General features: G+C 69.3%; 12 protein-coding genes. 3 read left to right on the top strand and 9 right to left on the bottom strand.

Annotated features, from left to right (window positions below):
• Position 1 precedes the first annotated feature (1 nt).
• Complete coding sequence (locus EJK91_RS11890; RefSeq protein ID WP_125079037.1) at positions 2 to 550, top strand: peptidylprolyl isomerase; 549 nt, start codon at positions 2 to 4, stop codon at positions 548 to 550.
• A 19-nt stretch (positions 551 to 569) separates the two neighbouring features.
• Here the strand turns inward: EJK91_RS11890 and EJK91_RS11885 are convergent, their stop codons facing one another.
• Together EJK91_RS11885 and crgA are read right to left on the bottom strand one after the other, a co-directional pair.
• Positions 570 to 1,013, bottom strand: coding sequence for a PH domain-containing protein (locus tag EJK91_RS11885; RefSeq protein ID WP_241178686.1), 444 nt, complete (start codon positions 1,011 to 1,013; stop codon positions 570 to 572).
• A 129-nt stretch (positions 1,014 to 1,142) separates the two neighbouring features.
• On the bottom strand, positions 1,143 to 1,427 hold the full coding sequence (gene crgA / locus EJK91_RS11880; protein ID WP_024442104.1) for a cell division protein CrgA: 285 nt from the start codon (positions 1,425 to 1,427) through the stop codon (positions 1,143 to 1,145).
• 101 nt (positions 1,428 to 1,528) lie between these two features.
• Here crgA and EJK91_RS11875 point away from each other — a divergent pair, with 101 nt between their 5' ends.
• Together EJK91_RS11875 and EJK91_RS11870 are read left to right on the top strand one after the other, a co-directional pair.
• A complete protein-coding gene (locus EJK91_RS11875) occupies positions 1,529 to 2,281 on the top strand; it encodes a DUF881 domain-containing protein (RefSeq protein WP_036457681.1) in 753 nt (250 codons plus the stop codon).
• A gap of 48 nt (positions 2,282 to 2,329) precedes the next feature.
• Entirely contained in the window at positions 2,330 to 3,010 is a 681-nt protein-coding gene (locus EJK91_RS11870) for an aminodeoxychorismate/anthranilate synthase component II (RefSeq protein ID WP_024442106.1), read from the top strand.
• 18 nt (positions 3,011 to 3,028) lie between these two features.
• Here EJK91_RS11870 and pknB read toward each other — a convergent pair whose 3' ends face one another.
• The 7 genes from pknB to EJK91_RS11835 all read right to left on the bottom strand — a co-directional run bounded on the left by pknB (position 3,029) and on the right by EJK91_RS11835 (position 12,633).
• Positions 3,029 to 4,903 carry a Stk1 family PASTA domain-containing Ser/Thr kinase gene (gene pknB / locus EJK91_RS11865; RefSeq protein WP_024442107.1) on the bottom strand — a complete coding sequence of 625 codons (1,875 nt, stop codon included), beginning with the start codon at positions 4,901 to 4,903 and terminating at the stop codon, positions 3,029 to 3,031.
• Positions 4,900 to 6,132 (bottom strand): protein kinase domain-containing protein, encoded by a 1,233-nt coding sequence (locus EJK91_RS11860; protein ID WP_125079024.1) that lies wholly within the window; start codon positions 6,130 to 6,132, stop codon positions 4,900 to 4,902. The genes pknB and EJK91_RS11860 overlap by 4 nt, the downstream gene beginning before the upstream one ends.
• Complete coding sequence (gene pbpA, locus EJK91_RS11855) at positions 6,129 to 7,610, bottom strand: D,D-transpeptidase PbpA (protein WP_046300359.1); 1,482 nt, start codon at positions 7,608 to 7,610, stop codon at positions 6,129 to 6,131. The genes EJK91_RS11860 and pbpA overlap by 4 nt, the downstream gene beginning before the upstream one ends.
• Positions 7,607 to 9,016, bottom strand: coding sequence for an FtsW/RodA/SpoVE family cell cycle protein (locus tag EJK91_RS11850; protein WP_024442110.1), 1,410 nt, complete (start codon positions 9,014 to 9,016; stop codon positions 7,607 to 7,609). The genes pbpA and EJK91_RS11850 overlap by 4 nt, the downstream gene beginning before the upstream one ends.
• 74 nt (positions 9,017 to 9,090) lie before the next feature.
• Complete coding sequence (locus tag EJK91_RS11845; protein WP_046300360.1) at positions 9,091 to 10,536, bottom strand: PP2C family protein-serine/threonine phosphatase; 1,446 nt, start codon at positions 10,534 to 10,536, stop codon at positions 9,091 to 9,093.
• Positions 10,533 to 11,000 carry an FHA domain-containing protein FhaB/FipA gene (locus EJK91_RS11840; RefSeq protein WP_024442112.1) on the bottom strand — a complete coding sequence of 156 codons (468 nt, stop codon included), beginning with the start codon at positions 10,998 to 11,000 and terminating at the stop codon, positions 10,533 to 10,535. Before EJK91_RS11840 ends, EJK91_RS11845 begins: the two co-directional genes overlap by 4 nt.
• Positions 11,001 to 11,154: 154 nt before the next feature.
• The gene (locus tag EJK91_RS11835) at positions 11,155 to 12,633 is read right to left on the bottom strand and encodes a DUF3662 and FHA domain-containing protein (protein WP_125079023.1); all 1,479 of its coding nucleotides are present in this window, start codon (positions 12,631 to 12,633) and stop codon (positions 11,155 to 11,157) included.
• Positions 12,634 to 12,823 lie beyond the last annotated feature (190 nt).

Raw genomic sequence — 12,823 nt, 5'->3', positions numbered from 1 at the left:
AATGGCAGACTGTGATCCCATGACCTCCAGCTCCATTGCCACCGCAACTGCCACGCTGCACACCAACCGCGGCGACATCAAGATCGCGCTGTTCGGCAACCACGCTCCCAAGACCGTGGCCAACTTCGTCGGCCTGGCCCAGGGCACCAAGGAGTACTCGACCACCAACGCCTCCGGCGGCTCCTCGGGGCCGTTCTACGACGGCGCGGTGTTCCACCGGGTGATCGGCGGATTCATGATCCAGGGCGGCGACCCGACCGGTACCGGTCGCGGCGGCCCCGGCTACAAGTTCGAGGACGAGTTCCACCCGGAGCTGGTGTTCGACAAGCCCTACCTGCTGGCGATGGCCAACGCCGGACCGGGCACCAACGGCTCGCAGTTCTTCATCACCGTGGGCCAGACCCCGCACCTGAACCGCAGGCACACCATCTTCGGTGAGGTCGTGGACGCGGACTCGCAGGCGGTTGTGGACGCCATCGCCGCCACCGCGACCGACCGTGCCGACCGGCCCACCGAGCCGGTCGTCATCGAGTCCATCACGGTCGCCTAGCGGCGACGCGCGGCTGTGGTCAGCGGCCGGTGTAGCCGGCCGTTGACAGTACTTCGAACACCTCGCGCGGGTCGGTTCCCAAATCCCACCGCGACAGGATCAGCAACTCGTCATCGACGGTCTCGATCTCCAGTAGCCGATGCTTGCGCCCGATGCGCTGATACTCGGTGACACGAAGCCGGGTGAGGCTGTCCGGGGTGAGCACTTTGGTGCGCCACCAACCCCGCACCGCGAGGCCGTCGAATGTCAGCGCGAGCTTGGGCCGGGCCCGCCAGGACAACCCGGAGAACACCAGCAATCCCAGTCCGGCAATGCTGCCCAGCACCCGTCCGGGGGTGTCGGTGGCGATCGTCGTAGCGCTGATGGCCAACGCGGCCCCGACGAGCGCGCACGCAACGATTCCGCCGGCCGGTGGCGACCACTCCGTCTGCGCATGCCCGGGCTGACTCACGTCGACCTGCACGTTTCGAGGTTATCTACAGGAGTTGTCCACAGTGGGGATAAATCACATCGATGTGATTGACCCAGGACACGGTTGCTGAGCCGGCATCGGCGGCGGTCCGACATAACCGAAATACCGCGTCCGTGCAGCTCAGTGCCAGCGCATGGTGAGTAATAGCCCGGTGATCATGAAGGCAAACGCGATGGCATAGTTCCACGGGCCCAGCTCGGCCATCCAGTTGAGCGCGGCGGGGGCATCCAGCCCGGTGGCCCCCAGCTGATACACCATCAGCCACACCAGTCCGAGGAGCATCAGCCCCAGGAACAGTGCGACGAACCATGTGCTCGATGGGCCGCCTTTGACCTTGACCGGGGTACGGCTCACCGACGAGGGGGTGAAGCTGGTGGTCTTCTTGCGAACCTTGGACTTGGGCATCGGTACCTCGGGAAAGTGCGGCGTGAAGCTGCGAGTATGGGTCGGTACGAGATTAGCCCAGCAGGATAGTCCAGCCGAGAACGGGAGAGCCGATGCCGCAGATGGGACTGTCGTCCTCCGGCCGCCGTTCCCCGTGGCGGATCGGAGTTCCGCTGGTCTGCCTGCTGGCGGGCCTGCTGCTGGCGGCCACTCACGGGGTCTCCGGCGGTAAGGAGATCCGGCGTGGCGACGCCCCCCGACTGGTCGATCTGGTCCGCGCGACCCAGGCCACGGTGGAAGAACTCACCGCGCAGCGTGACACGCTGGCAGCCGGGGTGGGTTCAGTACACGGCCGAAGCTCCGGCATCGCCCTGTCGGCGATGCGCAAACGCAGCGAGCAACTCGCATCGACCGGCGGGCTGGAGGCGATGTACGGGCCGGGCCTGGTCGTGACGCTCGCCGACGCCCAGCGTGATGCCAACGGCCGGTTCCCACGCGACGCCTCCCCCGACGACCTGGTGGTGCACCAACAGGACATCTCCGCCGTGCTCAACGCTTTGTGGAGCGCCGGCGCCGAAGCTGTGCAGATGCAGGACCAGCGGATCACCGCGGCGTCGGCGCCGCGGTGCGTGGGTAACACTCTGCTGCTGGACGGCCGGACCTACAGCCCGCCGTACGTGGTGACCGCGATCGGTGACCCGGCCGCGATGCAGGCCGCGCTGGCCGACGATCCCCTGATCACTCTCTACAAGCAGTACGTGATCCGGTTCGGCCTGGGTTACAGCGAGCAGGTCAGTGCGGACCTGGAGGTCGTCGAGACACCGGCCGTCGCCCGGATGCGCTACGCCGTGCCGGTCGGCCCGGTCGACTACTGATTGGGCGCAGCGGGCCGTCGCCGTCAACGCGGCGGTAGCCTGTTGGTCGTGCGGATCCTCGTCGTCGACAATTACGACAGCTTTGTGTTCAACCTGGTCCAGTATCTGGGCCAGTTGGGTGTGCAGGCTGCCGTCTGGCGTAACGACGACGCGCGCCTGAGCGACCCGGCCGCTGCGGTGGCCGACTTCGACGGGGTGTTGCTGAGCCCCGGACCGGGCACGCCCGAACGCGCCGGCGCCTCGATCGCCCTGGTCGGGGCGTGCGCGGCTGCCGGGATCCCGGTGCTGGGGGTCTGCCTGGGGCACCAGGCGATCGGCGTCGCCTTCGGCGGCACCGTGGGCCGGGCGCCGGAGTTGCTGCACGGCAAGACCAGCACGGTCTTTCACTCCGGTGCGGGGGTGCTCAAGGGTTTGCCGGATCCGTTCACGGCCACCCGCTACCACTCGTTGACGATCCTGCCCGAGACGCTGCCGCCCGTTCTGGAGGCGACGGCGCGCACCCGCGGCGGAGTGATCATGGCGGTGCGGCACACGGAGCTGCCCATCCACGGGGTGCAGTTTCACCCGGAGTCCATCCTCACCGAGGGCGGTCACCGGATGCTGGCCAACTGGCTGGGCTATTGCGGCTACAGCTGCGACCCGGATGACCTCGAAGCCTTGGTGCGCCGGCTGGAGGAGGAGATCGCCGCGACGGTCCAGACCGCCCGGCCGCCCGCCCCTGTTCCGTAGCCGTTCGCCAGCGCCGCGTTACTGACCGAAGCGCAGCGTGATGTTGCCATCGGTGTTCACACCCTGTCCGGCCGCCGGGCTCTGGTAGAGCACCCGGTTGTGCCCGGATCCGCCGGCGTCGACGTCGGCGCCCTTGACCAGCATCCCGGTCCAGCCCAGGGCCCGCAGCTGCGGTTCGGCGTCGGTCCAGAACATGCCGGCCAGATCCGGCATCACAAACTGGTTGCCCCGCGACACCCGCAGCTCGATCACCGCGTCGACGGGCACCGTCTCACCGCTGGGCGGGCTGGTGGCGATCACCTCGCCGGCGGGTCGCGGACTGTCCACCGCCACCTCGGTGATCTTGGTGAAGCCGTAGACGGTCAGGTTCTTCTGCGCCAGATCCACGGTCTGGCCGGTGACGTCAGGAACGGGCTTGGTGGCCGGGCCGCTGCCGATCACGATGATGATCTCGTTGGTGACAGCCGTGGTCTGATTCGCCGGCGGGTTGGTGCCGACCACCTTGTCCTTGAGTTCCGGGGTGGACGGCGAGTTGACCTGCTTGAACTTGCCGAACCCGGCGGCGGTCAGCTTCTTGACCGCGTCGGCGTAGCTCAGGGTCGCGACATCGGGAAGCTGACGCTGCTCCGGCCCGTAGGACACGTCAACGGTGATCTTGTCGCCCTTGTTCGCCGGGGAGCCGGCGGGCGGGTCGGTGCCGATCACATGGTCGGGTGGGACGTGGGAATCGGAGCGCTGCTCGGTGCGGGTCTTGAAGCCCTTGTTCTGCAGTTCGGCGATCGCGTCGACCGACGCACGGCCGCTGACGTCGGGGACCTGGATCTGGTGGGTGCGGCCGCCGAACGTGTTGATCGACACCGTGACGATCACGGTCAACACGGCGAGCACGATCGCGGCGATCAGCCAGCGGCCCACCGAGCCCGGCCGCTCGTGGCCGAAGTCGAGTTCCTGGCGGGGCAGCGGGTCGGTCTGCGCACCGGTGTGGTCACCGGCCCGCGGCGTCATGATCGAGGCCCGATCGGCCGCGGTGAGCACCCGGGGGGCTTCGGGCGTCTCCCCGTTGTGGACCCGCACCAGATCGGCACGCATCTCGGCGGCGGTCTGGTAGCGATTGTCCGGATTCTTCGCCAGCGCCTTGAGCACCACGGCGTCCAGATCGGCGGGCAGGCTCGGGAGCCGCTGCGACGGGGGCACCGGATCCTCGCGGACGTGCTGGTAGGCCACCGCAACCGGGGAGTCGCCGACGAAAGGCGGGTCGCCGGTGAGGATTTCGTACAGCACGCAGCCCAGCGAGTACACGTCCGAGCGGGCGTCGACGGTGTCGCCGCGAGCCTGCTCGGGTGACAGGTACTGGGCGGTGCCGATCACGGCGGCGGTCTGGGTGACGCTGTTGCCGGCGTCGGCGACGGCACGGGCGATGCCGAAGTCCATGACCTTCACCGCGTTGTGCATGTCGATCATGATGTTGGCCGGCTTGACGTCGCGGTGGATGATGCCGTGCTGGTGGCTGAAGTTCAGCGCTTGGCAGGCGTCCGCGATCACCTCGATGGCGCGGATCGGCGGCATCGGGCCGTCGTTGTGCACGATGTCGCGCAGCGTGACGCCCTCGACGAGCTCCATCACGATGTAGGGCAGCGGACCGGCCGGGGTCTCGGCTTCACCGGTGTCGTAGACCGCGACGATCGCCGGGTGGTTCAGGGCAGCGGCGTTCTGTGCCTCGCGCCGGAAGCGCAGGTAGAAGCTGGGGTCGCGGGCCAGGTCGGCACGCAGCACCTTCACCGCGACCTCGCGGTGCAAGCGGGTGTCGACAGCGCGGTGCACCTCCGACATGCCGCCGAAGCCGAGGATCTCGCCGAGCTCGTAGCGATCGGAGAGCCGTTGCGGCGTGGTCATGGCGACGTCCTGTGCCAGGTCCAACCCGACGATTGCGCGGCCGGGGACGTCGCCGACGACTCAGCGTTCGACGAGCTGGTCAGCGGAGCCCCGGTGTCGGTGACGGTGGCCGGCGCCAGGGAGCCGCCCGGGCTCTTGGCGTTGACCACGATCAGCACCGCGATGATGATCGCCAGCGTGCCGAGCACCCCGGCCGCCCACAGCAGCGCGCGCTGCCCGGCGGTGAAGGTGCGCCGCGGCGGGGGCGTGCGATGGTTGCCGGCGCTGGGCCGGGCCCGGCGCGCCGCGGTGGCCCGCGCGGACACGGGCGGAGCGGCCCGGGTCACGACACCCGACGGGATGGCCGACGGGGCGGCGCGCCCGGCCGGCAGCGCCTGACTGGGCCGCGTGGGACGCCGCCCGGAGCGCACCGCGGCCACGGCATCGGCGAACGGGCCGCCACTGCGGTAGCGCATGGCCGGGTTCTTGGCCAGCGTGATCTCGATCAGTTCGCGCACGTTGGGCGGCAACTCGGCGGGCAGCGGCGGCGGGGGCTCTTTGATGTGCTTCATCGCGACGGTCAGCGCGCCGTCGCCGGTGAACGGCCGCCGCCCGGAGAGCACCTCGTAGCCGACCACCCCCAGCGAGTACACGTCACTGGCAGCGGTGGCGTCCTGGCCCAGCGCCTGCTCCGGGGCGATGTACTGGGCGGTGCCCATCACCATCCCGGTCTGGGTGACCGGGGCGGCGTCGACGGCCTTGGCGATACCGAAGTCGGTGATCTTCACCTGGCCGGTGGGCGTGATCATGATGTTGCCGGGCTTGACGTCACGGTGGACCAGTCCGGTGCTGTGCGCCACCTGCAGGGCGCGCCCGGTCTGCTCCAGCATGTCCAGGGCATGCCGCAGGGACAGCCGCCCGGTCCGCTTGAGCACCGAGTTCAGCGGCTCACCGTTGACCAGTTCCATGACCAGGAACGCGGTGCGGCCCTCCCCGTCCAGGTCGGTCTCGCCGTAGTCGTGCACGCTGGCGATACCCGGATGGTTGAGCATCGCGGTGTTGCGGGCCTCGGCGCGGAACCGCTCGATGAACTCCGGATCCGAGGAGAACTCCGGCTTGAGCACCTTGACCGCGACGCGGCGGCCCAGCCGGTTGTCGACGGCCTCCCACACCTGGCCCATGCCGCCGGTGGCGATGAGCCGCTGCAACCGATAACGCCCGGCCAGTGCCGCGCCGACCTGTGGACTCATGAGCCCCCCTGCAGGGCGGCTTGGATCACGGCGCGTCCGATCGGTGCGGCCAGGGCACCGCCGGTGGCGGCCAAGCGGTCGCCGCCGTCTTCGACCAGGACGGCAACGGCCACTTTCGGGGCGCTGGCCGGGGCAAAGGCGATGTACCACGCGTGCGGCGGGGTGTTCCGCGGATCGGCACCGTGTTCGGCGGTGCCGGTCTTCGACGCGATCTGTACGCCCGGGATGGCCCCCTCCTGCTGGGTCATTCTTTCGGCGTCGATCATTAGTTCAGTTAGCTTAGCCGCGACCTGCGAGGACACTGCACGGCGCTGCTCGCGCGGCTGGGTGGTGGCGATGCCCGCCAGGTCCGGACCCTCCAGGCCGTCGACCAGATACGGCTGCATGGTCAGCCCGCCGTTGGCGATGGTCGCCGCGATGACCGCGTTCTTCAGCGGAGTGACCGCGACATCCTTCTGGCCGATGCTGGTCATCCCGAGCGCGGCCGCGTCGCGGATCCGGCCGACGGTGGACTCCGCGACCTGCAGCGGTATCGGCTCGGGGGTGATATCCAGCCCGAAGCCCTGGGCCGTGCTGCGCAGAGCGTCCACACCGGTACGCATACCCAACTGGACGAAGGCGGTGTTGCAGGAACGCGCGAACGCCACCCGCAGCGGCACGGTCGGCTCGTTGCCGCCATCGCAGGTGCTGCCGCCGTAGTTCTCCAGCGTGACCGTGCTGTCGGGCAGCGCGATGCGCGCCGCGTTGGTCAGGGACTCGTTCTCACTGACGCCTGCCTGCAGCGCCGCCGCCGTCGTGATCACCTTGAACGTCGAGCCCGGCGGGTAGGTCTCGCTGGTGGCGCGGTTGGTCAGTGGTGAGGCCGGGTCGTCGCGCAGCTGTTGCCAGGCCTGGCCCTGTTGGGCCGAATCGTGCGAGGACAGCAGGTTGGGGTCATACGACGGCGCCGACACCATCGCCAGGACCTTGCCGGTGGACGGTTCCAGGGCCACCACCGCACCGCGACAGCCGCCGGTGCAACCGTTGCGCATCGCCTCCCAGCCCGCTTGCTGCACCCGGGGCCGGATGGTGGCTTCCACGGTGCCGCCGCGCGGGTTGCGGCCGGTGAAGAAGTCGGCCAACCGCAGCCCGAACAACCGCGGGTCCGACCCGTTGAGCACGGTGTCCTCGGCACGCTCGAGGCCGCTGCTGGAGTACCGCAGCGAGTAGAACCCGGTGACCGGGGCATAGACGGCCGGGTCGGGGTAGATGCGCTGGTATTTGATGCGGTCGTCGGTGGCGACCGAGTAAGCCAGCAGCTGGCCGGCGGCGGTGATCTGACCGCGTTGCCGGGAGTATTCGTCGAGCAGCACCCGCTGGTTGCGCGGGTCGGCGCGCAGCCCATCGGCGGCGAAGACCTGGGTCAGGGTGGCGTTGCCCAACAGCAGCACGATCAGCGCCATCAGGGTCATCGTGACGCGGCGCAGGGAGGTGTTCATACGCGCTCGATCACCGCCGTGCCGGTGTCGCCGATCGGAGTCGGGCGCACGGGATGGGTGCTCAGCGGCCGGCGGGCGGCGTGCGAGACCCGCAGCACGATCGCCAGCAGCACGTAGTTGGCCAGCAATGACGATCCGCCGTAGGACAGCCACGGGGTGGTGAGCCCGGTCAGCGGAATCAGCTTCGTCACCCCACCGACCACGATGAACAGCTGAATGCCCAGGGTGGCGGCCAAGCCGGCGGCCAACAGCTTGCCGAAGCTGTCCCGCACCGCTATCGCTGTGCGCATCCCACGCACGATCACGATGGTGTAGAGGATGAGCACGCCGGCCAGCCCGACCAGACCCAGTTCCTCGCCGAATGCGGCGATGATGAAGTCCGTCGAGGCCGCGGGCACATATCCGGGCTGTCCGTTGCCCAGTCCGGTGCCGAAGATGCCGCCGGTGGCGAAGCTGAACAGCGACTGCACCATCTGATAGCCGGCGCCCTCCGGGTCGGCGAAGGGGTCCAGCCAGGTTTGTACCCGCACCCGGACGTGGCTGAACAGGAAGTAGGCGGCCACGCTGCCGGCGGCGAACAGCAGCATGCCGATCACCATCCAGCTGAACCGGCGGGTGGCCAGGTACACCACCACCAGGAACGATGCGTACAGCAGCAACGACGTGCCGAGGTCCTTCTCGAACGCCATGACTCCCACCGAGATCACCCAGGCGGCCAGCAGCGGCGCCAGGTCGCGCGGCCGGGGCAGGTTCATGCCCAGCACGTGCTTGCCGGCGCTGGTGAACAACCGGCGTTTGGACACCAGCACCGCGGCGAAGAAAATCAGCAACAAGATCTTGGAGAACTCGGCAGGCTGAATTGTGAAGCCCGGCAACCGAATCCAAATCTTGGCACCCTGACGCTCGGACAACGAGGCCGGCAGCAGGGCGGGGATCACCAGCAGCACCAAGCCGGCCAGGCCGCAGACGTAGCCGCTGCCGGACAGCTGACGGTGGTCTTTGAGGGCCACCAGCACCAGGGCGAAGACGCCGACGCCGACCAGTGTCCACAGCATCTGCGCGCTGGCGCCGGGACGCGCGCCGGCGCCGTCGATCGCGACGCCGAGATCGATGCGGTGGATCATCACCAGCCCGAGGCCGTTGAGCAGCGCCACCACCGGCAGCAGCAGCGGGTCGGCGTACCGTGCCGACCGCCGGATGACCAGGTGCGCGAAGCCGAACAGCACCAGAAACGCCACCCCGTAACCGACCAGGTCCCAGCGCAGGCCCTGCTCGTGACCGGCCTCGACGATCAGCATCGCCACCGCGATGATCATGGTGGCGAAGCACAGCAGCAGCAGTTCGGCGTTACGCCGATCCGGCAGCGCCGGTGTCAGCGTCACCGGCGGCTGCGGCGCGGTGCTCACGTCGCTGTGGTCTCCCCCGCCCGCGGGAGGTGCGCCCCGCTCATCGCCCGCCACCGCGTCGTCGCCGGCGCGGATCATGAGGCTGCCCGGCAGTCGGTCCCCGGTTCTGGAGGGGCCGGCGGCAGGTTGGTCAGGGTGGGCAGACGTGACTTTCCGGACGGGGGCGGCGGGCCGGGCCGCGGACCGGTGGGGACCATCCCGGGAGCGGGGCTGCGCGACGGCGTGGAACTGGAGCCGGTGGTGGTGCCGTGCGGGCACGGCGGCAGCAGTGAGTCGCGGGCCAGATTGCGCAGTTGGGTGATCGCGTCGTCGAGGGTGCCGGCAGGCAGGCCGTTGCTGACCTGTTGGCGGGCCGGCGGACGGAGATCCTGCAGCGTCATCAGCCGGCAGCTCAGCTTGTCGCCGGACTGCTTGAAGCTGATCTGCACCAGCTGGCCCTTGCTGTCCAGACAGCCCAGCAGGTAGGGCTCCTGCAGCGGCACACCCAGGATGGAGCCCTGCACACCGCGCATGATCGCCACCGTGCCGCCGTAGGCGGTGACGTAGTAGTTGGTGCGCACGACTGCGCGTCCGACCAACAGCCCGGCGCCCACCAGCGTCAACAGCAGCGCCGCGGCGATGAACTTGCGTCGCCGGGAGCGGGGCTGCCGGTCCGGCGTTTCGATACGCGGCAGCGCGCGCTTGGCGACCGTCTTGCGCGGGGAGATCGCCGATGCCCGCCCGGCGGCGGTGTTGAGGGCGATCACATGGTCGTCGTCGCTGTCGGAGACCGCCCCGGCCAGGATCGGCTGGGTCTGGCCGTAGTCGACGTCGACGACGTCGGCCACCACCACCGTGACGTTGTCGGGGCCGCCCCCGCGCAACGCCAGCTCGATGAGCCGCAGCGCGCAGTCGTTGACGTCCGGGATCTCCAGCGCCTCGTGGATGGTCTCGGTGCTCACCGGGTCCGACAGTCCGTCGGAGCACAGCAGATAGCGATCACCGGCCTGCGCCTCGCGCATGATCAGCGTCGGCTCCACCTCATGGCCGGTCAGCGCGCGCATGATCAGCGAGCGCTGCGGGTGGCTGTGTGCCTCCTCCAAGGTGATGCGGCCTTCGTCGACCAGGGTCTGTACGAAGGTGTCGTCCTTGGTGATCTGAGTGAGCTCGCCGTCGCGCAGCAGGTAGCCGCGCGAGTCGCCGATGTGGGCCAGCCCCAGCCGGGGGCCGGCGAACAGGATGGCGGTCAGGGTGGTGCCCATGCCCTCAAGCTCGGGGTGCTCTTCGACGTAGGCCGCGATCGCCGAGTTGCCCTCTTGCACGGCGCTTTCCAGCTTCCCCAGCAGGTCACCGCCGGGCTCGTCGTCGTCGAGATGCGCCAGCGCGGCAATCACAAGCTGCGACGCGACTTCACCGGCCGCGTGCCCGCCCATGCCGTCGGCCAACGCCAGCAGCCGGGCTCCGGCGTAGACGGAGTCCTCGTTGTTGGAGCGCACCAGACCGCGGTCGCTGCGGGCGGCGTACCGCAGAACCAGGCTCACCGGCGGAGCTCGATCGCGGTCTTGCCGATTCGTATCGGCGTGCCGACCGGAACCCGTACCGCAGTGGTCACCTTCACCCTGTCAAGGTAGGTCCCGTTGGTCGAACCCAGATCTTCGACATACCATTCCGTCCCCCGCTGAGATAGCCGAGCGTGCCGGGTGGAGGCGTAATCGTCGGTGAGCACCAGCGTGGAGTCGTCGGCGCGGCCCACCAGAACCGGCTGATCGCTGAGCGCGATGCGGGCCCCGGTCAGCGGTCCTTCGGTCACCACCAGATGCCGCGCGGTGGTCCGTTGCTGGCGCGGCGGAAGCAGCACGCCCCGGATCGACAGTCCGCGGCGGACCATCACCGCGCCGGTCGGTGCGTAGATGTCGGTCCGCAAAATCCGCAGCACGGACCAGATGAACAGCCACAACAACGTCAAAAAACCGGCTCGCGTCAGCTGCAGTACCAGTCCCTGCATCCGGCGTCCTCTCCGTTGTCGCGCAGCCCATGGCGTGCTCCCGGCGGCGGAGCACTTCGGCAAAGTCACGATACTTGGGCGCGGGGGGCCGTAGGGCAAAGCGGCAGCGCTTTGCTGGTTGGGTTTGTCGGTCGGGTGGACGCTGCCGCGGTGCCTAGTGGACCCGGACGATGATCTCGGAGTGCCCCAGCCGGATGACATCGCCGTCGGCGAGCTGCCACTCTTGGACCGGAGCGTTGTTCACCGTGGTGCCGTTGGTGGAGTTCAGGTCCGACAGCAGGGCAACCCGGCCGTCCCAGCGGATTTCGAGGTGACGGCGCGACACCCCGGTGTCGGGCAACCGGAACTGGGCGTCCTGACCGCGGCCCACCACGTTGGCGCCTTCGTGCAGCTGGTAGGTACGGCCGCTGCCGTCGTCGAGCTGCAGCGTGACCGAGGCGGGCGCGGAGTAGGCGCGCTGGCCGTAGCCTCCGCCCGGTGCCTCCCCGTATCCGCCCTGAGCCTGCTGGCCGTAGTCGTAGCCGCCCTGTGTGCCTTGGCCCTCGCCGTAGCCGCCGGGCGCGGACTGGCCGTAGTCGTAGCCGGCGGGAGCCGGGGGTGCCTCGCCGTAGCCGTAGCCGGGCTGGCCGTAGTCCTGGCGGCCATAGGACTGGCCGCCCTGGTCATACCCACCCTGCTCGTAGGCGGGGCGCTGCTCGTACTGGCCCTCGGGGTAGGCGTAGTCGTCCTGGCGGGCCGGGGGTGCCTCGCCGTAGCCGTAGCCGGGCTGGCCGCCGCCGGGATAGGCCGGTGCCGCGGGCTGGTGCTGGGGGTAGCCCTGCTCGTAGCCGGCGGGAGCGCCGTAGCCGCTGGGCGGACGCTGCTCGTACGGCTGGGCCTGCTGGCCGTAGCCACCGCCCTGGCCGTAGCCGCCCTGACCGGGGTAGCCACCCTGCTCGGGGTAGCCACCCTGCTCGGGCCGACGGGGCGGAGCGTAGCCGCCGCCCTGGCCCTGATCGGGATAGCCGCCGCGCTGCTCTTGCTGGTAGTGGTCGCCGTCGGGGCCGTAGCCACGGGCGTCCTGACCGCCGCGAGCATCGTCGGCGGGCCGCCCGTAGCGGGGGTCGTAATACTCGTCGCCGGGACGATCCTGCCCGTGGGCGCCGCGGTAGCTCGGGTTATCGGTCATCGGTGGCACTCCTGATTCTGCGGTAAACGCATGAACTGATTGTGGCGGGCGGGATTCGTTGAGCGTCTCGTGGGGGCGGGCGTCAGGGTTGACGCCGCCCCGTGCGCGGACCTGGCCGGTTCGCAGGCTCGGCGACTGCTGGAACCGGACAACCACATCACCATACGTTTGCCACCCCTGTTCGCCGATGTGCCCAGCCAGATGCCGGGCGAAGGCCTTCGACGTCAGATCCTGGTCGGCGCCCACCTTGTCGTAGTCGTCCATACCGAGGGTAATGACGTATTCGTTGGGCGCCAAAAGTTGATCTCCGGCCAGGGAGCGCACCCCGGCGGCGGCTTCACGGCGTAGCGCAGCCTCGATCTCCTCGGGGAGGACTTCCCCTCCGAAGACCCGGGCCATCGCATCCTCCACAGCGGATTCGAGTTTGCGCTCGATGCGATGAACCAGCCCACGCTGGCTGTCCAAGCTGCTACCCGCCTTACTCTCCGCCGTCACTAGCCCTATCGGGGACGCTGCTGCGGCGTGTCGCTCAGCTGCATCCGCCCTGGACATGGTATCGACCCGGGGTGCCAGGGCGGCACCCTTCTACGGCGGAGAATCGGATAAGACCAGGTCACGAAGGGGTCACGGCGCCTTGTTCCGGGCCGGGCGAGGC

Source organism: Mycobacterium sp. P7213 (assembly GCF_900604305.1).
In the GTDB taxonomy this organism is placed as follows: Bacteria; Actinomycetota; Actinomycetes; order Mycobacteriales; family Mycobacteriaceae; genus Mycobacterium.
This window is presented reverse-complemented; position numbering and strand designations above follow the sequence as displayed.